The 22041-nt window shown below is 66.6% G+C and carries 22 protein-coding genes; 5 read left to right on the top strand and 17 right to left on the bottom strand.

Annotated elements, in window-relative coordinates; translation table 11 throughout:
- Positions 1-2: 2 nt before the first annotated feature.
- From AC1DRO_RS07515 to AC1DRO_RS07475, 9 genes are all read right to left on the bottom strand, one after another.
- Entirely contained in the window at positions 3-1319 is a 1317-nt protein-coding gene (locus tag AC1DRO_RS07515; protein ID WP_476950379.1) for an ABC transporter permease, read from the bottom strand.
- Positions 1316-2716 carry an ABC transporter permease gene (locus tag AC1DRO_RS07510; protein WP_028277346.1) on the bottom strand — a complete coding sequence of 467 codons (1401 nt, stop codon included), beginning with the start codon at positions 2714-2716 and terminating at the stop codon, positions 1316-1318. The genes AC1DRO_RS07515 and AC1DRO_RS07510 overlap by 4 nt, the downstream gene beginning before the upstream one ends.
- Entirely contained in the window at positions 2709-4400 is a 1692-nt protein-coding gene (locus tag AC1DRO_RS07505) for an ABC transporter ATP-binding protein (RefSeq protein ID WP_476950378.1), read from the bottom strand. The genes AC1DRO_RS07510 and AC1DRO_RS07505 overlap by 8 nt, the downstream gene beginning before the upstream one ends.
- Positions 4401-4563: 163 nt before the next feature.
- Complete coding sequence (locus AC1DRO_RS07500; RefSeq protein ID WP_476950377.1) at positions 4564-5670, bottom strand: BMP family lipoprotein; 1107 nt, start codon at positions 5668-5670, stop codon at positions 4564-4566.
- Between the two features lie 309 nt (positions 5671-5979).
- Positions 5980-7011, bottom strand: a complete 1032-nt coding sequence (locus AC1DRO_RS07495) for an NADP-dependent oxidoreductase (RefSeq protein ID WP_476943522.1) — start codon at positions 7009-7011, stop codon at positions 5980-5982.
- Positions 7008-7439 carry an organic hydroperoxide resistance protein gene (locus tag AC1DRO_RS07490; protein ID WP_028277343.1) on the bottom strand — a complete coding sequence of 144 codons (432 nt, stop codon included), beginning with the start codon at positions 7437-7439 and terminating at the stop codon, positions 7008-7010. Before AC1DRO_RS07490 ends, AC1DRO_RS07495 begins: the two co-directional genes overlap by 4 nt.
- A gap of 165 nt (positions 7440-7604) precedes the next feature.
- Entirely contained in the window at positions 7605-8069 is a 465-nt protein-coding gene (locus AC1DRO_RS07485) for a MarR family winged helix-turn-helix transcriptional regulator (RefSeq protein WP_476950376.1), read from the bottom strand.
- 278 nt (positions 8070-8347) lie between these two features.
- Positions 8348-9547, bottom strand: coding sequence for an amidohydrolase (locus tag AC1DRO_RS07480; RefSeq protein ID WP_223914196.1), 1200 nt, complete (start codon positions 9545-9547; stop codon positions 8348-8350).
- Between the two features lie 97 nt (positions 9548-9644).
- Positions 9645-10778 (bottom strand): mannose-1-phosphate guanylyltransferase, encoded by a 1134-nt coding sequence (locus AC1DRO_RS07475; RefSeq protein ID WP_026537818.1) that lies wholly within the window; start codon positions 10776-10778, stop codon positions 9645-9647.
- Positions 10779-11045: 267 nt separating this feature from the next.
- On the opposite strand from AC1DRO_RS07475, the gene sdhC reads away from it, so the two are divergent.
- The 5 genes from sdhC (at position 11046) to AC1DRO_RS07450 (ending at position 15598) form a co-directional block, all read left to right on the top strand.
- Entirely contained in the window at positions 11046-11426 is a 381-nt protein-coding gene (gene sdhC, locus AC1DRO_RS07470; RefSeq protein WP_079553238.1) for a succinate dehydrogenase, cytochrome b556 subunit, read from the top strand.
- A gap of 3 nt (positions 11427-11429) precedes the next feature.
- A complete protein-coding gene (locus AC1DRO_RS07465) occupies positions 11430-11924 on the top strand; it encodes a succinate dehydrogenase hydrophobic membrane anchor subunit (protein ID WP_476950375.1) in 495 nt (164 codons plus the stop codon).
- Between the two features lie 192 nt (positions 11925-12116).
- Complete coding sequence (gene sdhA / locus AC1DRO_RS07460; RefSeq protein WP_028277340.1) at positions 12117-13916, top strand: succinate dehydrogenase flavoprotein subunit; 1800 nt, start codon at positions 12117-12119, stop codon at positions 13914-13916.
- Between the two features lies 1 nt (position 13917).
- Positions 13918-14700 carry a succinate dehydrogenase iron-sulfur subunit gene (locus tag AC1DRO_RS07455; protein ID WP_476950374.1) on the top strand — a complete coding sequence of 261 codons (783 nt, stop codon included), beginning with the start codon at positions 13918-13920 and terminating at the stop codon, positions 14698-14700.
- 133 nt (positions 14701-14833) lie between these two features.
- Positions 14834-15598, top strand: coding sequence for an alpha/beta hydrolase family protein (locus AC1DRO_RS07450; RefSeq protein WP_476950373.1), 765 nt, complete (start codon positions 14834-14836; stop codon positions 15596-15598).
- Here the strand turns inward: AC1DRO_RS07450 and AC1DRO_RS07445 are convergent.
- From AC1DRO_RS07445 to AC1DRO_RS07410, 8 genes are all read right to left on the bottom strand, one after another.
- A complete protein-coding gene (locus tag AC1DRO_RS07445) occupies positions 15561-16727 on the bottom strand; it encodes a YihY/virulence factor BrkB family protein (protein ID WP_476950476.1) in 1167 nt (388 codons plus the stop codon). The two genes, AC1DRO_RS07450 and AC1DRO_RS07445, sit on opposite strands and share 38 nt — an antisense overlap.
- Positions 16672-17283: a 2'-5' RNA ligase family protein gene (locus AC1DRO_RS07440; protein WP_223914197.1), complete on the bottom strand. Its 612-nt coding sequence runs from the start codon at positions 17281-17283 to the stop codon at positions 16672-16674. Before AC1DRO_RS07440 ends, AC1DRO_RS07445 begins: the two co-directional genes overlap by 56 nt.
- A gap of 4 nt (positions 17284-17287) precedes the next feature.
- Positions 17288-18403: a tryptophan--tRNA ligase gene (gene trpS / locus AC1DRO_RS07435; RefSeq protein ID WP_476950372.1), complete on the bottom strand. Its 1116-nt coding sequence runs from the start codon at positions 18401-18403 to the stop codon at positions 17288-17290.
- Positions 18404-18420: 17 nt separating this feature from the next.
- A complete protein-coding gene (locus AC1DRO_RS07430) occupies positions 18421-19254 on the bottom strand; it encodes an exodeoxyribonuclease III (protein ID WP_476950371.1) in 834 nt (277 codons plus the stop codon).
- A 10-nt stretch (positions 19255-19264) separates the two neighbouring features.
- Positions 19265-19834, bottom strand: coding sequence for a hypothetical protein (locus AC1DRO_RS07425; protein ID WP_476950370.1), 570 nt, complete (start codon positions 19832-19834; stop codon positions 19265-19267).
- Between the two features lie 92 nt (positions 19835-19926).
- The gene (locus AC1DRO_RS07420; protein ID WP_230009984.1) at positions 19927-20283 is read right to left on the bottom strand and encodes a VOC family protein; all 357 of its coding nucleotides are present in this window, start codon (positions 20281-20283) and stop codon (positions 19927-19929) included.
- Positions 20284-20307: 24 nt separating this feature from the next.
- Positions 20308-21156, bottom strand: coding sequence for an ABC transporter permease (locus AC1DRO_RS07415; RefSeq protein WP_079553256.1), 849 nt, complete (start codon positions 21154-21156; stop codon positions 20308-20310).
- Complete coding sequence (locus AC1DRO_RS07410; protein ID WP_476950475.1) at positions 21153-22031, bottom strand: ABC transporter permease; 879 nt, start codon at positions 22029-22031, stop codon at positions 21153-21155. The genes AC1DRO_RS07415 and AC1DRO_RS07410 overlap by 4 nt, the downstream gene beginning before the upstream one ends.
- Positions 22032-22041: the final 10 nt, after the last annotated feature.

Raw genomic sequence — 22041 nt, 5'->3', positions numbered from 1 at the left:
TCTCAGCCCTTGATGTACGGTATGCCGTCAGCGGCCGGCGGCCGGGAGCGGCCGACGAGCCCGGCCACGGCAAACACGGTCACCACGTACGGCAGCATGGCCATGAACTGGCTCGGCACCGGGGTGCCGATGATCGTCACGATGCTCTGCAGGTTGTCGGCGAAGCCGAACAGCAGCGCCGCGAAGAACGCCCCGATCGGGTTCCAGCGGCCCAGGATCATGGCGGCGAGGGCAATGAAGCCGCGGCCGCCGGAGATTTCCTTGGTGAAGCTGTCGATCGCCACAAGGGTGAAGAACGATCCGCCGATCCCGGCGACGGCGCCGCCGAGAGTGACGTTCCAGAAGCGGGTCGCGTTGACCTTGATGCCCAGGGTGTCGGCCGCCTGCGGGTGCTCGCCCACGGCACGGACGCGCAGGCCCCACTTCGTCTTGAACAGTGCGACCCAGATCACGATGACCGCCACGTACATCAGGTAGCCCACCACGGACTGTTTGAAGAGGATGGGCCCGATCACGGGGATGCTGGACAGGACCGGGATATCGATGATGGGCAGCTCGGCGGGCGAGTTGTATTTCTCGGGGTCCGACTGCATCACCGTGGTGAACAGGAAGCCGGTGAGCCCGGAGACCAGGACGTTGAGCACGACGCCAACGATGATCTGGTTGACCACGTACTTGATGCTGAACACTGCCAGCACCACCGACACAAGGGCGCCCGCCACGGCCGCCGCAAGCAGGCCCAGGTAGGGGTTGTGCGTCAGGCTGGCGACGAGCGCGGCCGTGAAGGCACCGCCCAGGAGCTGGCCTTCGATGGCGATGTTAACGACGCCGGCGCGTTCGCACAGCACACCTGAGAGGGAGCCGAAGACGATCGGCACGGCGAGGGTCACGGATCCGGCGATGAGGCCTGCCAGCGAAATACTGGGGGTCCGGGCGCCGCCCACCACCCAGATCAGGAAGGCGACCACGAAAACGACGGTGAACACGGCCGGCACCCAGCGCGGGGGCCGCCGGTTCGCTCTCGCCTTCAGGACCAGGGCGTAGCCCGCGAGGACCAGCAGGATCAGGGAGAGCACCATGCCGGACAGGAACGCGGGTACTTCGATCGCCGGGAGCTGGAAGAAGTCTCCGCTGGATGAAACCCCGAACTTGGCGTTCGCCTGCGGGCCCAGCAGTCCGAAGAAGATGAACGCTACGGTGGCCAGCACCGCAAGCGTGACCGGCAACTTCCAAGTCACGGGCTTGGCGGACACCGTCGGCCTGTGGTTCTTCTCCGGCTGTGGTTTTCCTTCAACGGGCGAGGTTGCTGTTGTGCTCATGCGGCACCTCCGGTGGTTGCGGCCTGCTTGGTTTTGCCGGCGGTCGCGGCCTTCTTCTTGCGCGGGTTGAGTCCGAAGATCGCCCGGACCAGCGGCGGCGCCGCGATGAACAGCACGATGAGCGACTGGACCACGAGCACGATGTCGATCGGAGTTCCGGTCTGGATCTGCATCTGGACAGCGCCTGCGCGGAAGGCCCCGAACAGCAGGCCGGCGGCGAAGGTGCCCCATGGCGAGGACCGTCCCAGCAGCGCGACCGTGATCGCGTCAAAGCCGTAGGTTGCCGCAACACCGTCGGTCAGGACCTTTTCGGTGCCCGCCACCTGTGCCACGCCGGCCAGGCCGGCCAGGCCACCGGCAATGGTCATCACCAGGATCGTGGCCCGGGAGACGTTGATGCCGGCGGTCAGGGCCGCCTTGGGGTTGGCCCCGACGGCACGGAATTCGAAACCGAGCGTGGAGCGGTTCAGCAGCCACGAAACAAACACGGTGGCCGCAATGGCCAGCAGGAATCCGAGGTGCAGCCGGTACTGGCTGCCGAAGATCAGCGGGTACGCGGCGCTGGGGTCCACGATGGGCGATATCGGTGTGTCCGCCCCCGGACGCTGGAACAAGTCCGTGTCGAGCAGGTAGCGCAGGAAATAGAGTGCGATGTAGTTGAACATGATGGTCACGATGACCTCGTGGGCGCCGGTCCGGGCTTTGAGCACGCCGACGATGCCGCCCCAGACGGCGCCGCCGATGACGCCGGCCACCAGGACCAGCAGCAGGTGTATCCCCAGCGGCAGGTGCAGCGCGAAGCCGACCCACGAGGCGAGGATGCCGGCCATGATGATCTGGCCCTGCGCACCGATGTTGAACAGGCCCGCGCGGAAGGCCAGGGCGACGCCGAGGCCAGCGGTGATCAGCGGGGTGGCGATGGTCAGCGTCTCCATGAGGGGGGCGAACTGTCCGGCCACGCCGTTCCCGCGGGGGTTGAAGACCGCGCCCTGGAAGAGGGCGACGTACGAATCGGTGGCGGCGGACCAGACGGCGATGAGGAAGTCACTGGGCCGGGCAAAGAGATAGCCCGCCGTGGTGCCGACAACCTTGTCCGTCATGGCGATGAGCAGACCGCCCAGGATCAGCGCGAGCAGCACCGCCAGGATGGTCACGATGCCGTTGCCGGTGAAGATCTTGCGCAGCAGCGACTCCTCTTCCGGGGCACCCGGAAGAGCTCCGCTCTGGGTCGAGACCGGAACGGCCGATGGCTGGTGGGCGCCTCCCGCGGTGTCCAGCGAGGTGACGAAGTCTGCATCGTCCTCGAGCGGTTCAGGCTCCACGTCGGTGGCCTGCGATGCCGGAAGTTGGTCCGGGTCCGGTGCGGCCGCGGACCGCGGCTCGGTGTTCTCACTCATGGGGGTCTCCTACGGCGCCGGAGCCGGGCTCCTGCACGGACGGGGCGGCGGGGGCCGGGTTCATGGCCGGCTTCGTTGCGGGGTTTTCGGCCGGGGTGCCGGCCGGGTTTTCTGCTGCGTTCGTGGCCGGGTTTTCAGAAAGGGATCGGGCCGAGTGCCTGCCTGCGGCGTCGGCCTGGGCCTCGTCCGGGGAAACGCCGGCCATCATCAGGCCCAGGACGTCACGCCCGGTGCCGGCCGGGACGATCCCGACCAGCCGGCCCTTGTACAGCACGGCGATCCGGTCGGCGAGTTCAATCACCTCGTCCAGTTCGGTGGAGACGATCATGACGGGCGTGCCGTGGTCCCGCTCCGCGACGATCCGCTTGTGCAGGAACTCGATGGAGCCCACGTCCACGCCGCGGGTGGGCTGGGAGGCGATGAAGAGCCGCAGCGGCCGGGAGAGCTCCCGGGCCATGACGACCTTCTGCTGGTTGCCGCCGGACAGGGTGCCGGCTGCCAGTGAGCCGGACGGGGTGCGGACGTCGAATTCCGCGATCCGGGTCTTGGCGTTCTCCAGGACCTTGGCCGGGCTCATGCTGATGCCCTTGGCGAACGGCGCCTGGTCGTAGCGGTCCAGGATCAGGTTCTCGGCGATGGAGAACGTGCCGATCAGCCCGTCGAGGGAGCGGTCCTCCGGCACGAACCCGACGCCGGCGTTGAGGACCTCCTTGACGCTGCGGCCCACGAGTTCTTCGCCGTCGAGGGTGATCGAGCCGTGGACCCGCTCGTGCAGGCCCAAAATGGCTTCGGTCAGTTCCGTCTGGCCGTTGCCCTGGACGCCGGCGACGGCGAGGATCTCGCCGCGGGCGATTCCGAAGCTGATCCCGTCCACCACGTGCTGGCCGTTGGGGGCGATGACGGTGAGGTCCTTGACCTCGAAGGTGGTCTCCTGCGGATTCGCGGGAGCCTTGTCCAGGGTCAGGCTCACGGCCCGGCCCACCATCATGGAGGCCAGCTCGGTGGTCGAGGCGCCGGGATCGGCCGAGCCCACTACCTTGCCGCGCCGGATGACGGTGATGGTGTCCGAAACGGCCTTCACCTCACGCAGCTTGTGGGAAATGAAGACGATCGACGTGCCGTGGCTCTTGAGCTGGCGCATGATGTCCAGTAGTTCATCGGTGTCCTGCGGGGTCAGCACGGCTGTGGGCTCATCGAGGATGAGCACCTTGGCGTCGCGGACCAGTGCCTTGATGATCTCCACGCGCTGCTGCACGCCCACGGGGAGGTCTTCGATCAGCGCGTCGGGGTCGACGTCGAAACCGTACCGGTCGGAGATCTCCCGGATTTTCCGGCGGGTGTCATCCAGGTCCAGGAATCCGCCGGTCTTGGTGGTCTCCGCTCCCAGGGCAACGTTCTCCGCGACCGTGAAGACGGGGACCAGCATGAAGTGCTGGTGCACCATGCCGATGCCGGCCGCCATGGCGTCGCCGGGGCCGCGGAACGTGACCGGTTTGTCGTCGATGAGGATTTCGCCCTCTGTGGGCTCGTACAGTCCGTAGAGGACGTTCATCAGCGTGGACTTGCCAGCGCCGTTCTCACCGAGCAGACAGTGGATCTGCCCGGGTTCAACAACCACATCGATGTGATCGTTTGCTACCAGGGAGCCGAAGCGTTTGGTAATGCCCTTGAGTTCAAGTTTCAAAACTCTGACCAATCTCGAGGTGTCCGGAAGGCTTGGTCCGGACGCGTAGGGGCGCTGCAGCACCAGCTTAGTGCCTGGGATCTGAGGCACTAAGGGCCGCAACGAAAAGCGCCACAGCCCGTGCGGTGATGACCGGACGGGCCGTGGCGCTTAGCGGAGGAAGTTAGGCTTTCGGGCTGGCTGCAGATTCAACCTTCAGCTTGCCGTCGGCGATGTCCTTCTTGATCTGGTCCAGCTCGGACTTCAGTTCGGCCGGAACCTGGGAATCCATGTCGTGGAACGGGGCAAGCTGGACGCCGTCGTTCGCGAGCGTGCCGATGTACGGCTTGTTGGTGAACTGGCCGTCCTTGTCCTGCTTGACCACCGTCTCGACGGCCTCGCCCATCTGCTTCATGACGGACGAGAGCATGATGTCCTTGTAGTCCGGTGCCGTGAGGAAGCCGTCAGAGTCAACCCAGATGAGCTTGACGTCCTTGCCGGCTGCCTTGGCTTCCTGCAGGGCCGCGCCTGCACCCTTGCCGACCGGACCGGCGACGGGCATGACGATGTCGGCGCCCTGGTCCAGGAAGTTCTGGGTGAACTGCTTGCCCTTGTCCTGCTTTTCGAAGTCGCCGGTGAAGGAGCCGTCCTGCTTGGCCTTGTCCCAGCCAAGGACCTTGACGTCCTTGCCCTTCTTCTCGTTGTAGTACTTCACGCCGTCGGCGTAGCCGTCCATGAAGATGGTGACCGTGGGGATCTTGATGCCGCCGAAGGTGGCGACCGTTCCGGTCTTGGTGGTGCCGGCTGCGAGGTAGCCGGCCAGGAATGCGGCCTGGGCGGTGTCGTAGATGATCGGCTTGACGTTGGCGACCGGGGTTTCGTAGCCGAAGTCGATGATGGCGAAGTGCTTGTCCGGGTTCGCGGTGGCCTGGGCCTTGGTGGCGTCACCGAGCAGGAAGCCGACCGTGATGGTCAGGTTGCAGCCGGCGGAGACCATGGCGCGCAGGTTGGGCTCGAAGTCGTTGTTGGTCTTGGACTCGGCCTCGGCCGTCTTGATGCCAAGATCCTTCTCGGCCTTCTTCAGGCCCTCGTAGGAGGACTGGTTGAACGACTGGTCGTCGAACCCACCCGAGTCGGACACGATGCAGCCCTTGAAGTCGCTGGCGGTCTGGGTGGCGGTGCTGGCCTCCGGGGCAGCCCCGCAACCGGTCAGCAGGAGTGCAGCCGCGCCCGCGGTGGCGACGCCGGCCATTGATCCGCGCTTAAAGGTGGCACGCAGAGAGTTCTTCAATTTTCCTCCAGGAAGAAAGAGTAGGCGCTACGACGGAAGTTCAATGAGTGTCTGTCTGCGGTGTTCCGCTGATCTCTGTTGTCACTGATGGATTTCGCAGCACTGCGCCGAGGCGCACTGATGCAAGCTACTGTAGTGGCCTGCGCCACGTCCCGATAACACACGTCCCGGCGAATGCCCAGATTGTTGAGAACTTGTTACCTAGAGGTAGCCGGTGCCCGCCGCGACCACATACGCCTCCGGCGCCGGTCCCCGCAGGAACCGGCGCCGGAGGCGTATGTGGCGGCACGGCGATTGCCGGGTGTCAGGCTACAGCCGCACGAGCATCTTGCCGGTGTTGGCGCCGTCGAGCAGGTCCATGAAGGCCTGCGGGGCGTTTTCCAGCCCGTCCACCACCGTCTCGTCGTAGCGGACCGTTCCGTCGGCCAGCCAGCCGGACATGGTCTCGACGAACTCGGCCATGTGCTGCCAGTAGCCGCCCACCAGGAAGCCCTTGAGCGTCAGCTGCTTGCCGATCGCCAGCATGAGGTTCCGCGGCGCCGGCGTGGGCTCGGTCGCGTTGTACTGGGCGATGGCCCCGCACATGGCCACCCGGCCACCGACCGTGAGGGCGGACAGCGCGGCTTCGAGGTGCTCGCCGCCGACGTTGTCGAAGTAGACGTCGATCCCGCGCTCACCCGCGGCCGCGGCGAGCTGTTCCGCCACGGGGCCGTCGTGGTAGTTGAACGCGGCGTCGAAGCCGAGTTCGAGCAGGCGTGCCACCTTTTCCGGCGAGCCGGCGCTGCCGATCACCCTGGACGCGCCCATGGCCTTCGCGATCTGCCCGACAAGCGAGCCGACCGCGCCGGCGGCGCCCGAGACGAACACGGCGTCGCCGGGCTTGAATTCCGCGACCTTCAGCAGTCCCGCGTAGGCGGTCAGCCCGGTCATGCCGAGGGCGCCGAGGAATGCTGACGCGGGGGCAAGATCGGTGCGCGCCACCGTGGTGGCCGCTGCATCGACGACGGCGTATTCGCGCCAGCCGAGGCCGTGCACCACCGTGTCGCCCACAGCGCGCCCTTCGGCCCGGGACGCGATGACTTCGCCGACGGCGCCGCCGTCGAGGGCGCTATCCAGCGCAAACGGCGCGGAGTAGGACTTGACGTCGTTCATGCGTCCGCGCATGTACGGGTCCACCGAGATGAACAGGTTGCGGACCAGGACCTGGCCGTCCTGCAGTTCTGGCAGCGCCGACTCGGCGAGGCGGAAGTTCGCCGGGACGGGGCGGCCGTGGGGGCGGGACGCAAGCTGGATCTCGCGCGTGGTGGCGGGAAGGGTGAGAGTTTCGGTGTTGTTGCTCATGCGGCTACCTCCAGGATGGTGATGTCGACAGTGATGTTGCCGCGGGTGGCGTTGGAGTACGGGCAGATCTGGTGGGCCTTGGCCACGAGGGCCTCGGCCGTGTCCCGGTCCACGGCGGGCAGGGCGATCTCAAGTTCGGCGGCCAGACCATAGCCGGCACCGTCCTCGAGGGCGCCGAAGTGGATCTTGGCGGCGACGGCGGAGTCCGTCAGGTCGGCGCGTTCCTTGCGTCCCACCAGGCGCAGGGCGGAGTGGAAGCACGCCGCGTAACCGGCGGCAAAGAGCTGTTCGGGGTTGGTGCCCGCGCCGTCACCGCCGAGTTCGACCGGGCTGGCAAGGGTGACGCTCAGCTTGCCGTCCTTGCTGATGGCGGTGCCGTCGCGGCCTTCGCCGGAGGCCAGGGCCTCTGCTGTGTAAAGGGTCTTCATGGGGTTTCCGTTCTGTCGGCGGGAAGAAGGGGTTCAGTGGGAACTCGCCGGAAGCCTGCGGAGTCGCCGTAAATTTCCGGCGAGTTGGCACGCCTCCCGCGATTTCGACGTCGGCCGTGTGGGCCTGGGAAGGGTGGTGGAGGGGGAAGGGCTTAAGGGAAGGGCTTAATGGGAGGCGTGAAGCGCGTTCGTCAGCCGGCCCAGGGTGTCGCGGAGCTGGTCCAGTTCCGCGGCGGTGAGCCCGGCGGCGTCTGCCAGTCGCTGCGGGATACCGCTGGCCTTGGCGCTCAGGGCGGCGCCGGCGTCGGTCAGGAAGATCTCCACGCGGCGCTCGTCCTCGGCGGAGCGGCGGCGCTGGACGAGGCCGAGCGCTTCGAGCCGCTTGAGCAGCGGCGAGAGCGTGCCGGAGTCCAGGCCCAGCTCCTCCCCCAGTTCACGCACGCTGCGCGGCTCCGCTTCCCAGAGCACCAGCATGGCGAGGTACTGCGGGTAGGTCAGCCCGAGCTCCTCGAGCATGGGCCGGTAGGCGGCCGTGGCGGCACGTGAGGCAGAGTACATCGCAAAGCACACCTGCCGGTTCAGGCGGAGCGCTTCCGGGCCGCCCGTGCGGGCCTCTTCTGAGGTGGTCATGATTCCACCCTACTGCACAATTTAGTTGTGTGCAATTCAATTGTGCACAACTGAATTGCGCAGCGGGAACAGGTAACAGGTGTGCAGGGGGCCAGCCGCGGCACCGTTCCCAGCCGCGGCCGCCGAGTTTCCCGATGTTTGACGGGTGCCGCCGGCGTGTCGGCCCGCAACCGCCGGCGTGTCCCGGCGTCGTGCCGGCAAAGGTGGGGAAACTCCGCGCGGCGGTCCTGGCCGGGTGCAGCAGGGCGGGCCCGCTGTACGGGTCCGGGCGGAACGGCTTACAGGTCGCGGATGGTGCGCAGGGCCGCCGCCGTGAGCACCTGGATGCCCAGGCCCAGCGCCCGCTCATCGACGATGTAGTCACCGCGGTGGAGGTCATACTCTTCCCCGCCGGGCGTCTTCGTGCCGAGGCGCATCATGGCGCCGGGGGTGTCGGCCAGGAACCAGGCAAAGTCTTCCCCGCCCATGGACTGCGGGGTCAGGACCACGGCGCCCTCGCCGATTTCGGCGCGGGCCGCGGCCTCGATCAGCGCGGTCTCGTGCTCGGAGTTGACCACCGGCGGCACGCCGCGGGTGTGTTCCAGGTGGACATCGACGCCGTACGGCTCGGCGACCTGCCGGATGATGTCGTCGAGCAGCTCGCCGGCGTCGTGCCAGGCGTCGCGGTCCAGGCAGCGCATGGTGCCGGCCATGTAGCCGCTGCCCGGGATGGCGTTCGGGGCCGAGCCCGCGGAGATCTGCCCCCAGACCACGGACACGCCACTGCGGACATCGACGCGGCGCGAGAGCACTGCGGGAACGTTGACCGCGATCTGCGCCAGGGCGAAGACCAGCTCCTCGGTCAGGTGCGGGCGCGAGGTGTGGCCACCGCGGCCGGAAAGTTCAATCTTGATGGTGTCCGAGGCGGAGGTGATCGCCCCGATCCGGGTGCCGATCTTGCCGATCTCGATCCGGGGGTCGCAGTGCAGCGCCAGGATGCGCGGCACGCCTTCCAGGACGCCCTGTTCGATGCACGAGGTGGCGCCGCCGGGCATGGTCTCCTCGGCCGGCTGGAAGATGATCCGGACGGTTCCGCGCAGCGGGGAGGCCTCGTGCATGCGCTGCAGGACCAGCGCGATCCCGAGCATGGTGGCAGTGTGGACGTCGTGGCCGCAGGCATGGGTCACGCCGTGGTTCTTCGAGGCGAACTCAAGGCCCGTTTCCTCGATGATGGGCAGGGCGTCGATATCCCCGCGCAGTGCGGTGGCGATGGGACCCTGTCCGACGTCGACCGTCAGGCCTGTGCCCTCGAGGCGGCGCGGCTTGAGCCCGGCTTCCTCGAGCCGCTTCGCCAGCTTGTCGGTGGTGCGGAACTCCTTGAACGAAAGTTCCGGATGCGCATGGAGGTCGCGGCGGAAAGCGATCAGCTCCGGCAGGAGGGGCTCCAGCCACGGCCCCACGAGAGTCGTGGGCTCAGCTTCAGTCGAATAGTTGCGCACGGAATAACTCTATCGAGCGGCCAAAGAATAGCGGCATCGGGTACGGCGCGTTACGGATTGCTGAACATTGCACAGGCCGTGATCCGCTCTGCTCCGGCTACAGGACGTCGGTGTCGCCCTTGGCCTTGATGGCATCCACGGCCTGCTTGACCCGCTGCGAGTGTTCCTTGGTGGTGACCAGCAGGGCGTCCGGGGTGTCAACGATCACGACGTCCTTGATGCCGATCAGGGCGATCACCCGCTTGGTATCGGAGACCACCACGCCGCTCGCGTTCTCGGTGAAGACGCGTGCGCCCTCGCCCAGGACCGTGACCTCGTCGACTTCCTTGGCGCTGTTGAGCCGGCCCACGGAGGCGAAGTCCCCGACGTCGTCCCAGAGGAACGTTCCGGGCACCACGGCGACGTCGCCGGCGGCGGCGGCGGGCTCGGCGACGGCGTAGTCAATAGCGATCTTGGGCAGCGTGGGCCACACCCGGGCCGTGACGGCGTCGCGTTCCGGAGTGTCCCAGGCCTTGGCGATCTCCTGGAGTCCGGCGAAGAGCTCGGGCTGGTTGGCTTCGAGGTGCTTGAGCATCAGCGAGACCGGGGCCACGAACATACCCGCGTTCCAGACATATTCGCCGCTGTCGACGTACTCCTGGGCCACTTCCTCGCTGGGCTTCTCCACGAACTCCACCACGGACTGCGCACTGGGCGCGTCCGGGATGTGGAGGTTCGCGCCGGACCGGATGTAGCCGAATCCGGTGGAGGGATGGGTCGGCTTGATGCCGATGGTGACGATCTTGCCCGCGGCCGCGGTGTAGACGGCCTCACGGACCGCGTCTTGGAAGAGGTCATCCGGGCTGATGACCTGGTCCGCGGCGAACGAGCCCATGATGATGTCCGGGTCCCGCTCGTGGAGGATGGCCGCGGCGAGGCCGATCGCAGCACCGGAGTCTTTGGGTTCGCTCTCCAGGACGAGGTCGGCTTCCAGGACCTCAGGCAGCTGGCGGCAGACGGCTGCCCTGTGGGCGGAGCCGGTCACCACCAGCACGTGCTTGCCGGCGACGGGCTGGAGGCGGTCATAGGTCGCGCGCAGCAGAGTGCTGCCCGAACCGGTGAGGTCGTGAAGGAATTTCGGGGCTGCTGCCCGTGACAGGGGCCAGAGGCGGGTCCCCACTCCGCCCGCCGGAATGACCGCAATAAAACGGTCCAGCGGTGAATCCTGGCTTGTCACTTTGTCTGTAGTCATCACGGCTACTTTAGCCGACGGCGGCCAATTCGGTCCGAATTGAGCCGGGATCCGGCCCTACAGGCACCTGCGACCACAGCCAAATGTGGCGTTCGTCTCAAAACAAACGCAAAACCGCGCCGGGGCCGGTCAACAAGGAGTTCCCAAATTGAATAAGCTGTTAGCGAAGCCTAGATTTAGGCTTGAGCTTACGAGTGCTCTCGCAGCAGGCGTTCCCCCCGCGTGGATCCCATGCCAGCGCCGCTGTGTTGCAGGGAGGTTTATTCAGTGCCGACAAAACCAGCTGGCACCTTGTACCGCGGCCGTGAAGGCATGTGGTCCTGGGTTGGACACCGCATTACCGGTGTAGTGATTTTCTTCTTCTTGTTGGTCCACGTGCTGGACACCTCATTGGTGCGTGTGTCCCCCGAGGCCTACACCGCAGTGATTGGTGCCTACAAGAACCCCCTCATGGCCCTGGGTGAAACGGGCCTTGTCGCGGCGATCGTGTTCCACGCCTTCAACGGCCTGCGGATCATCGCCGTCGACTTCTGGAAGAAGGGTGCCAAGTACCAGCGTCAGATGCTCTGGACGGTCCTGGGCCTCTGGGTCGTCGTCATGGTCGGCTTCTCCATCCGCCACCTGTCCCTCGCCCTTGGAGGTCACTAAGCCATGACTGCAACCATTCAGAGTCCGCGCAGCGGAAAACCCAGCAGTGGAAAACCCAGTAGCGGCAAGATCCAGCCCAAGTACCGCCGCACTGGCGGTTCCAAGGGCAACTTCGAGATGCTCGCGTGGCTCTTCATGCGCCTCTCCGGCGTCGTGCTGGTGGTGCTGATCTTCGGCCACCTGACAGTGAACCTGCTGGTCGGCGAGGGCATCCACGCGATCGACTTCGGCTTTGTGGCCGGCAAGTGGGCCGACCCGTTCTGGCAGGTCTGGGACCTGGCCATGCTGTGGCTCGCCATGCTGCACGGCACCAACGGCGTCCGCACGATCATCAATGACTACGCCGAGAAGGACGCAACGCGCCTTTGGCTGAAGATTGTGCTCTACGCGGCCACCACGGTCATCATCATCCTGGGCACCCTGGTCATCTTCACGTTCAATCCGTGCCCCGTGGCCAACGGCGTCCAGCTTCCCGGCGGTTTCTGCCCCGCGCCTTAGCGGCGCAGCCGTAATGGTTCAGCCGTAGCGGCGGAACCGCCGCGGACAGCAGCCCGTCCGGGCAGGAATCCGCGGTCCGTCACGGCAACTGATCTTGCCTGCCGAGCGCAGGCGCAGATTGCACGAGACTTCACCGGGCAGGCGCGGCCTGCCGGTGGTTTATAGCGAATTTTGAGAGAAAGAGCGTCTGGTATGCAGGTCCATAAGTACGACGTCGTGATCGTCGGTGCCGGTGGCGCCGGGATGCGCGCGGCGATCGAATCAGGTCAGCGCGCCCGAACAGCAGTACTGACCAAGCTGTACCCCACGCGGTCCCACACCGGCGCGGCGCAGGGCGGCATGTGTGCAGCCCTGGCCAACGTCGAGGAAGACAACTGGGAGTGGCACACCTTCGACACCATCAAGGGCGGCGACTACCTGGTTGACCAGGACGCCGCCGAGGTCATGGCGAAGGAAGCGATCGACGCCGTCCTGGATCTGGAAAAGATGGGCCTGCCGTTCAACCGCACGCCCGAGGGCCGCATTGACCAGCGCCGCTTCGGTGGCCACACCCGCGACCACGGCAAGGCACCGGTCCGCCGCGCCTGCTACGCCGCCGACCGCACCGGCCACATGATCCTGCAGACCCTTTACCAGAACTGCGTCAAGCACAACGTCGAGTTCTACAACGAGTACTACGTCCTGGACCTGCTGACCGTCGAAGAGGACGCCGTCCGCGAGGACGGCACGCCGTACAAGCAGAAGCGCGTCGCCGGCGTCGTGTCCTACGACCTCGCCTCCGGCGAGCTGCACGTCTTCCAGGCCAAGTCCGTGGTGTTCGCCTCCGGCGGCGCCGGCAAGGTCTTCAAGACCACCTCCAACGCCCACACCCTGACCGGTGACGGCATGGGCATCGCGTTCCGCCGGGGCATCCCCCTGGAGGACATGGAATTCTTCCAGTTCCACCCGACCGGCCTGGCCGGCCTGGGCATCCTGCTCTCCGAGGCCGCCCGCGGCGAAGGCGCGATCCTGCGCAACTCCGAGGGTGAACGCTTCATGGAGCGCTATGCGCCCACCATCAAGGACCTCGCCCCGCGCGACATCGTGGCCCGCTCCATGGCCAACGAAGTCCGTGAGGGACGCGGCTGCGGCCCGAACAAGGACTACGTCCTCCTGGACCTGACGCACCTTGAGCCTGCGCACATCGATGCCAAGCTGCCGGACATCACCGAGTTCGCCCGCACCTACCTGGGTGTGGAGCCGTACACGGAGCCGGTTCCGGTGTTCCCGACGGCGCACTACGCCATGGGCGGCATCCCCACGAACATCAGCGCCGAGGTCCTCCAGGACAACGACACGGTGGTCCCGGGCCTCTACGCCGCCGGCGAGGTCGCCTGCGTCTCCGTCCACGGCTCCAACCGTCTGGGCACCAACTCGCTGCTGGACATCAACGTGTTCGGCAAGCGCGCCGGCATCGCCGCCGCCGAGTACGCCAAGACCGCCGACTTCGTGGAGCTCCCCGTTGACCCGGAGGCCTACACGCTGAACCTGCTGGACCACGTCCGCACCTCTGACGGCACCGAGAAGGTCGCTGCGATCCGCAAGGAACTGCAGGACACCATGGACGCCAACATGCAGGTGTTCCGCACCGCCGACACGCTGAACCAGGTCCTGAAGGACATTGCCTCCTTCGAGGAGCGGTACCAGCGCATCAGCGTCCAGGACAAGGGCAAGCGCTTCAACCTGGACCTGCTCGAGGCCGTCGAGCTGGGCTTCCTGCTCGAGCTCGCCAAGGTCATGACCGTGGCGGCCCTGCACCGCGAGGAATCCCGCGGCGGCCACTTCCGCGAGGACTTCCCCGAGCGCGACGACGAAAAATTCATGAAGCACTCCATGGCGTACAAGGATGACCACGCCCCGGCGGACGGTTCCGCCGAGTCGATTGCCGGCATCCGGCTTGCCACCAAACCGGTGGTCTTTACGCGCTACGAGCCGATGGTGAGGAAGTACTAAGATGAGCGCTGAACTCGCTGAGCCAGCATCCAAGATCGACCTGCCCGCCGGCGTCGGCGGGGGCGGGGAAATCCCGTCCTTCGACGTCACCCTGCGTGTGCGCCGCTACAACCCCGAGGTCTCCGAGGACGCCACGTGGGATGACTTCAAGGTCACCATGTACGGCACCGACCGTGTCCTGGACGCCCTGCACAAGATCAAGTGGGAGATGGACGGCAGCGTCTCCTTCCGCCGTTCCTGCGCCCACGGCGTCTGCGGTTCCGATGCCATGCGCATCAACGGCCGCAACCGCCTCGCCTGCAAGACCCTTCTGAAGGACCTGGACACGTCCAAGCCCATCACGGTCGAGCCCATCAAGGGCCTGCCGGTGGAGAAGGACCTGATCGTGGACATGGAGCCGTTCTTCCAGTCCTTCCGCGAAGTCATGCCCTTCCTGATCAACCGTGGCCACGAGCCCACCAAGGAACGCCTGCAGTCCGCCGAGGACCGCGAACGGTTCGATGACACCACCAAGTGCATCCTGTGCGCCGCGTGCACCTCGTCCTGCCCGGTGTTCTGGACCGACGGGCAGTACTTCGGCCCGGCGGCGATCGTCAACGCGCACCGCTTCATCTTCGATTCCCGTGATGACGCCGGCGACATGCGCCTGGAGATCCTCAACGACAAGGAAGGCGTGTGGCGCTGCCGCACCACCTTCAACTGCACCGAAGCATGCCCCCGCGGCATCCAGGTCACGCAGGCGATCGCTGAGGTCAAGCAGGCCATCCTGTCCCGCAAGGTCTAAGGACCGGTTCCCCGGCCCGCATTACCGGCTTCACCTTCAGTAGTTACCGACGACGGCGCCTCTCACCTTCCGGGTGGGGGCGCCGCCGTCGTTTCGGCCCTCAATGATTCGCCCTCACACGAAAGGGGACACTTTGTCCCACTCAGAAAAAGTCTCGTTCCTGGGTTCCACCGGCGAGCGGCTCTCCGGCGTGCTGGACCTGCCGGAGGGCCCGGTCAAGGGCTGGGGTGTGTTCTCGCACGGCTTCACCCTGGGCAAGGACAGCCCCTCGGCGTCGCGGATGTGCAAGGCCCTGGCGGACAACGGCGTGGGCATGCTCCGGTTCGACAACGTGGGGCTCGGAGAGTCGGCGGGAATGTGGTCGGAGGGGTCCTTCAGCCACAAGGTGGCCGACACCGTCAAGGCCGCCGAATTCATGCGGGACTCAGACCGGCGGGTTTCCCTGCTGGTGGGCCACTCGTTTGGCGGCGCGGCCGTCCTGTCCGCCGCGCGGCAGATCCCGGAGCTGAGGGCCGTGGCCACCGTGGGTGCCCCCTTCTCCCCCAAGCACGTGGCCCACGTCTTTGACGCGGCCCTGGACCGCATCCTGAGCGAGGGAAGCGCCGAGGTGGATCTCGGCGGCAAGCGGGTGGAGATCCGCCGGCACTTCGTCGAGGATCTCGAGAACGCGGACCTGACGGACTGCATCCGGCAGCTGCACAAGCCACTCATGGTGCTGCACTCCCCCACCGACAATACGGTCGGGATCGAAAACGCCAGCACCATCTTCCAGACGGCACGCCACCCGCGCAGCTTCGTCTCGCTGGAGGGCAGCGACCATCTCCTGACCGGCAAAGGCCAGGCGGCCCGTGCGGCGAGGATTATTTCGGCGTGGGCCGACCAGTACCTCGACGCCTGAACGCGGCGGCCAGCGGCCTGCGGCGGACCCGCTGCTCGACCGGGGTTTTACCCGGCTGGACGCGCCGGGCACCCCAGCCGGTGGTCGCGGCGGCGGGCCCGGCCTTGAGGTCCTCCTCCCGGATCGCCACCCACGCGGCGCAGATCACGTAGACCTGGCTGACCAGGTTGAACCAGATCAGTAGGCCGATGATGATGGCGAAGGGCGCCAGAATGGGGTTCTTGCCGGCGCTGGCCAGCAGCTGGGTGCTGAAGATCTGGAGGATGGTGGTGCCCACCGCGGCGAGAGTGGTCCCTTCCAGCAGGGAGCGCCGGGTCGGCTTCAGCCCGGCGGCCACCCGGTACATGATCAGGGCGGTGCCCCAGCCGAGCAGCAGCGGGACGAGGATCGTGACGGAGGTCGTCAGCGGCCCGGCAACTAGCGGCTCGAGGCCCAGCTGCTCGGTAACCCATCCGGCGGCCGTGCCGAAGATCAGCGAGGCCGCGGAGCTGACTACCAGGGCCAACCCCATCAGCAGCAGCGTGCCGACGTCCTTGAGTATCTGCAGGATCGGATTCATCACCAAGGGGCCGAGCTGCATCATGCTCCGCATGCCGTCGCGGATGCCGCTGATCCAGCCCAGGGACGTGAACACCGTCACCACGGCGGCGATCCCGGCGGCCCAACCCAGGCTGGTGGGGTTCAGCAGCGCATAGGGGTCAACCAGCCCCTCGCTGCCGTCGACCTGCAGCAGGCCCGGCGCGGCGGCGGCCACACTCCTGATGACCTGGTCCAGCAGGGCCGGGTGGTCGCTGAGCACGAGGCCGGCCAAGGACAAGCCAGTGGCCAACAGGCCCGTGATGGAGAAAAACATCCGGAAGCCGATGCCGGCACTCAACAGCGGGCCACGCTGACGCAGGTAGTGCGAGTATGCGCGCAGGGGCAGCAGCATATTCAGCCGGGCCAGGAGCCAGTTCATCATCGCGATCAGAGACGCGACCATGCCGCCGCCGGAGCGCCGGGCCCGGCCCCATTCGACCCTCTTGCGGATGACTTCCAGTTTCAGCCCGGCCAGATCGGTGGGGAGCGGCGGCTTATCGGGCGCCGGCGGTGCCGTCCGGGCCTCTGTCGTGGTCAGGTTTGGTCCCAAAATCAAGCTCTTCCCGTAGCTGCCAGATGCCGTTGTCATCGTGCTCGTAAAGTCCCATGCTAGCCACAGGAAACGTGGCCCTGTAATCCTTCAGGACCGTTTCGGCCTCGTCGAGGCTTTCCGGGGCGACATCGTGGGCCACGGTGACGTGCGGGTGGTAGCCGAACGGCAGTTCCCGCTCCAGCGGGCCGGACTGCAGCTGGCGGTGCAGGTTCACGCAGTCCCCGAAGCCGTCCTCTACGTTCAGGAAGACCACCGGGGACACCGGCCGGAAAGACCCGGTCCCTGCGATGGTCACAGTGAAGGGCTCCTGCCGCCGTGCCACGTCCCGGACATGGCGTTGGGTCGCGGCCCAGTCCTTCGTCATGGTGGTGGTGACCAGAGTGATGTGGGCCGGGACGACGGCGGCCATGGGATCCCCGAAGGATGCCCGCCAGCGCTGGAGCTCCTCGGCGATGTCCGCCGGGAACCTCAGGATCACACCGATGCTGATGCCTTCGCTGCGCTGTCCGTTCGACGTGGCGGCTTTCGCGGTGACTTTGCTGACGGAGGACATTGACCTAGCGGACTCCCTGGGCGCCGGCGTAGGGCAGGAAACCCACCTTGGCGTAGACGTCGCGCAGGGTCAGCGAGGCAATCTCCCGGGCCTTGTCCGCGCCGAGGCCCAGCAGCCGGTCCAGCTCCGCGGGATCGTCCAGCAGCTCCTTGGCCCGGTTCCGGATCGGGGTCAGGTGCTCCGTGACCACCTCGGCGAGGTCCGCCTTCAGGTGGCCGTACATCTTTCCCTCATAGGCGGTGACGAGGGCGTCGACGCTTTGCCCGGTGATCGAGGAGTAGATGGTCAGCAGGTTGGACACGCCCGGCTTCGCCTCCCGGTCGAACCGGATTTCGGTCTCCGTGTCCGTCACGGCGGACTTGATCCGTTTGGCCGTGACCTTGGGCTCGTCCAGCAGGTTGATCAGCCCCGCCGGCGACTCCGCAGACTTGGACATCTTGGCGGTGGGGTGCTGCAGATCGTAGATCTTCGCGGATTCCCTCTGGATGAAGGGCTGCGGCACCGTGAACGTGTCGCCGAAGCGGGAGTTGAACCGCTGGGCCAGGTCACGGCTGAGTTCCACGTGCTGGCGCTGGTCCTCACCGACGGGGACACCGTGCGGCTGGTACAGCAGGATGTCCGCTGCCTGCAGGATGGGGTAGGTGAACAGCCCGACGCTGGCGTGGTCTGATCCCTGTTTGTGCGCCTTGTCCTTGAACTGGGTCATCCGGGACGCCTCGCCGAAGCCAGTGATGCAGTTCAGGACCCACGCCAACTGGGCGTGCTCGGGAACCTGGGACTGGACGAAGAGCGTGCACTTGTCGACGTCGACGCCGCCGGCAATGTACTGCGCGGCCGTGACCCGGGTGCGGTGCGCCAGCTCGGCCGGATCCTGCGGAACGGTGATCGCGTGCAGGTCAGGGATGAAGAAGACGGCGTCGTACTCGTCCTGCATCCGGACCCAGTTCACGAGGGCGCCGAGGTAGTTGCCCAGGTGCAGGGAGTCGGCGGAAGGCTGCATGCCGGAGAGGATGCGGTGCCGGGCCGCGGTGGCCGCAGAGGCGTCCTTCGCGGTGGCAGTCTGAGCGTCGGGGGCGACGCCGGCCTGGGCCACAGTGGTCGCAGTTGAAGTGGTGGTCATTCGTGGAAGCCTTAAGACTAGAGCCGGTAGTCCACTACCAGCGGGGCGTGGTCGGAGAAGCGTGTGTCCCAGGACGCTGCCCGGTCAACAACGGCTGACACTGCGGCAGCAGCGAGAGCGGGCGTGGCCATGTGGTAGTCGATGCGCCAGCCGGTGTCGTTGTCGAAGGCCTGGCCCCGTTGCGACCACCAAGTGTAGGGGCCGTCGACGTTACCCGCCAGGCCCCTGTGAACATCCTTCCAGCCGATTTCCTCGCCGAAGAAGCGGTCAAAATAGGCCCGCTCTTCCGGCAGGAAGCCGGCACGTTTGACGTTGCCCTTCCAGTTCCTGATGTCCAGCTCCGTGTGGCCGACGTTGAGGTCGCCCACCACCAGCGCGTGGTCACTGTGCTTGGCGAGTTCGGGCAGCCGCTGGGCCATGACGTCGAGGAAACGGAATTTGTCGTCCTGCTTGGGAGTGCCGGCCTCGCCCGAGTGCACGTAGGCGCTCACGACGGTCATCTGTGAAGCCTGCCCGTCCGCGTCCCGCACGATGTAGTCCGCCTCGACCCAGCGTCCGGCCGTGGCGAAGAAGTCATCGCCGATCCCCACCCGGGTGGCCAGGGGCTCTTCCCGGGAGGCAATGGCAACGCCGGCCCGGCCTTTGGCCTCGGCCTCGGCATGGAGAATGTACCAGCCCTCGCCGAGCTGTTCCTCGACGATCGCGTCCGGCGCGCGGACCTCCTGGAGGCACAGGATGTCCACCTCGCGCGGCTCAAGCCACTCCGCCATGCCCTTCTTGTAGGCGGCACGGAGGCCGTTGACGTTGACTGACGCGATGCGAAGGTGGTCCTTCTTCAATGCCGAGCTCACCCGATCCACTCTAGTCGATGATGGTTCCGCTGACGGGAGCGTCATCGCCGCCCGAGGATTTGATCATGTCCCGCGCGTTGGTGGCGGTGATCTCGATGGTCTCCAGGGCGCGGCTGATCGTGTCGCGGTCCGCCGCGTCGCCCTTCGCCCGCTCCTGCTCGACCACCCGGACCTGGACCTGGACAATCTTGAAGGAGTGGTCCAGCTTCATGTCGCGGACGCTGTCCGCTGCGCGGCTTTCGCTCACCACGCGGGTTCCGCCGTGGTCCGCGCTGCCTGCCGCGGGCGGCCGGCCCGCTGCGGCGTTGAACGCGTTCTGGGCCTCGTTCAGCCTGGCCCCGGCCTTCTTGGCGGCCTTCTGGATGCTGAACACGACGAAGGAGGCCAGCGCCAGCCAGAAGCCGGCGATGATCGCCACGATCCAGCCCACGACATCGTTCTGGTTGGCCGCGAAGATCACGGCCACCACGAACGCGATGATGAAGACCAGCAGCCCCGGCCCGCTGATGCGGAACATGGAAAACCGGCCGCGGGCCGTGGTGTCGTTGGACGTGGACGAGGAGCTACCCAGAGATTGCATGAGCCCATTATCGCAAACGGGGCCGGCCGCCCGTTGCGCTTCCACCCCGGGCGAACGCCGCCCCGGCGCCCGGCCTAGGTCAGGACCAGCGTTTAGGTCAGGACCAGGCAGAACGGGTGGCCGCTGGGGTCCGTGTAGACCCGGAAGGTTTCCGTCCCGGCGTCGAGGCTGGTGGCGCCGAGCCGGAGCACCTCGGCTTCGGCGGCGTCGAGGTCCCCGACGAGCACGTCCACGTGCATCTGCTGCGGGTGCTCGGCGTCGGGCCACTGCGGGCGGACCAGCCGTTCCACCCGCTGGAAGGCGACGGCGGGACGGTCGGCGGCGTCGCCGATCGAAATCCATTCCTCGTCCTCCTGCACCCGGATCATCCCCAGCAGCTCCTGGTAAAAGCCGGCGAGCTTGTCCGGGTCCTCGCAGTCGATGACGAGGGCCTGCCATTTTCCGATCATGGGGTCTCCTTTTTGGAAGGACGGCTACTTGAGGAACAGTTTGCGCAGCCGGCTCGTGGTGAGCAGGACGCCGAGGGCAATCATGACGAGGTAGTAGCCGATGTGCACGGCGGTGGCCGGGGTGAACACCCCCACGCTGATCTGGCGCAGCAGTTCCACGCCGTGCCACAGCGGCATGGCCTGGATCAGCCACTGGATGGACTGCGGGTAGACGCTGAGCGGGTAGAACGTGGCACTGAAGAGGAACATCGGCAGCATGACGAAGTTGATCCAGTCCATTTGCTGGAATGTCTTCATGTAGCTCGTGATCCCCATGCCGAAGCTCGCGAAGCCGAACGCGATCAGCACCGAGGCCGGGATCATCAGGATGGCCCACGGCGTGGTGATGAGGCCCATCAGGCCCATGACGGCCGTGAAGCCGGTCGCGTACATGGCCCCGCGCAGCAGGGCGAGGAAGATTTCGCCCATGGCGACATCCAGCGGCCCCAGCGAGGTGTAGAGCATGCCCTGGTACAGCTTGGCGAAGTTCATCTTGAAGAAGACGTTCCACGTGGAGTCGTAGACGGCGCCGTTCATGGCGGACACGGCCAGCAGCGCCGGCGCGATGTACGCGGCGTAGCTGATTTCCTGCCCGCCCGGGCCCTGGACCGACCCGACAATGGCGCCCAGGCCCACGCCCATGGAGATCAGGTACAGCACGGGTTCGAAGAACCCGGAGACCATGACCATCCAGTTGCTGCTCTTGGTGGCCATGAGCCCGCGGGCGACGACGGCGCGGACGTTGCGGGAGTAGATGGGCCCGAAGCGGCGGCGGCGCGCGGCTTCGGTGACGCTGTGGTCCCCTGTGTTGAAACTTCCCGTCAGGACGCTCATGAGGCCATCCTTTTGGCGAACTGGCGTTTTGTCAGGATCCAGCCGGCAGCCGCCAGGCCCAGCAGGAAGAGGATGTGGACGACGGTGAGCCACGGCTCTTCCTCGTACCCGTAGCTGACCACGCGGCCAAGCTCGGTTCCGTGCCAGATCGGTGAGATCCAGCCGATCCAGCGGACTGCGAGCGGGAGCGTCTCCAGCGGGAAGAACGTGCCGGAGAACAGGAACAACGGCATGACGATGAACCGCATGACCATGGCGAACTGGCCCTTGTCGTGCTGGATGGTGGCCGCGTAGGCCATGAGCGGCAGGCCGAAGGACAGGCCGGCGAGGGTGGCGATGAGGATCGACACCCAGCCCCAGGCGCCGGGCGAGGCGCCGAAGAGCGCGACGACGGCGAAGTAGATGGCCGACTGCAGCAGGAAGCGCACCGTCACGGCGATGATCTGGCCGCCGGCGATCTGCTCGGGAGTCAGCGGTGAGGCGTGCGGGCCGTAGTAGACGCGCCGCCACTTGAAGCCGTCCATCACGGGGAAGGTGAACTCGTTGGCGGCCGTCATGACGGCGGCCGAGATCAGCAGGGCCGGCGCGATGAACGTCAGGTAGCTGACCCCGCCGAAGACGCCGGTGCCGTTGGACTCGACCAGGGTGGCCAGGCCAACGCCCATCGCGAACAGGTAGGCCACCGGCTGTCCCACGCCGTACATCACGATGGTCCAGCCGTAGCCCTTCATGACCCGCAGGACCTGTTCGGCGTAGTAGAACGCGCCCCAGCGGCGGGCACGGGCGGCCGAGACTTCCGGCGAGTGCGCGCGCAGGGCCGTCCCCGCCGCCGCGGCGCCCGCCGTCGTGCCCGCTGCCTGAATTGGCTTAGCCAGCTGCTCTTTC

It is taken from the genome of Arthrobacter sp. P4_F11 (genome assembly GCF_056401395.1).
Note: the sequence above shows the minus strand (reverse complement) of the source record. Positions and strands in the feature narration are given on the sequence as shown.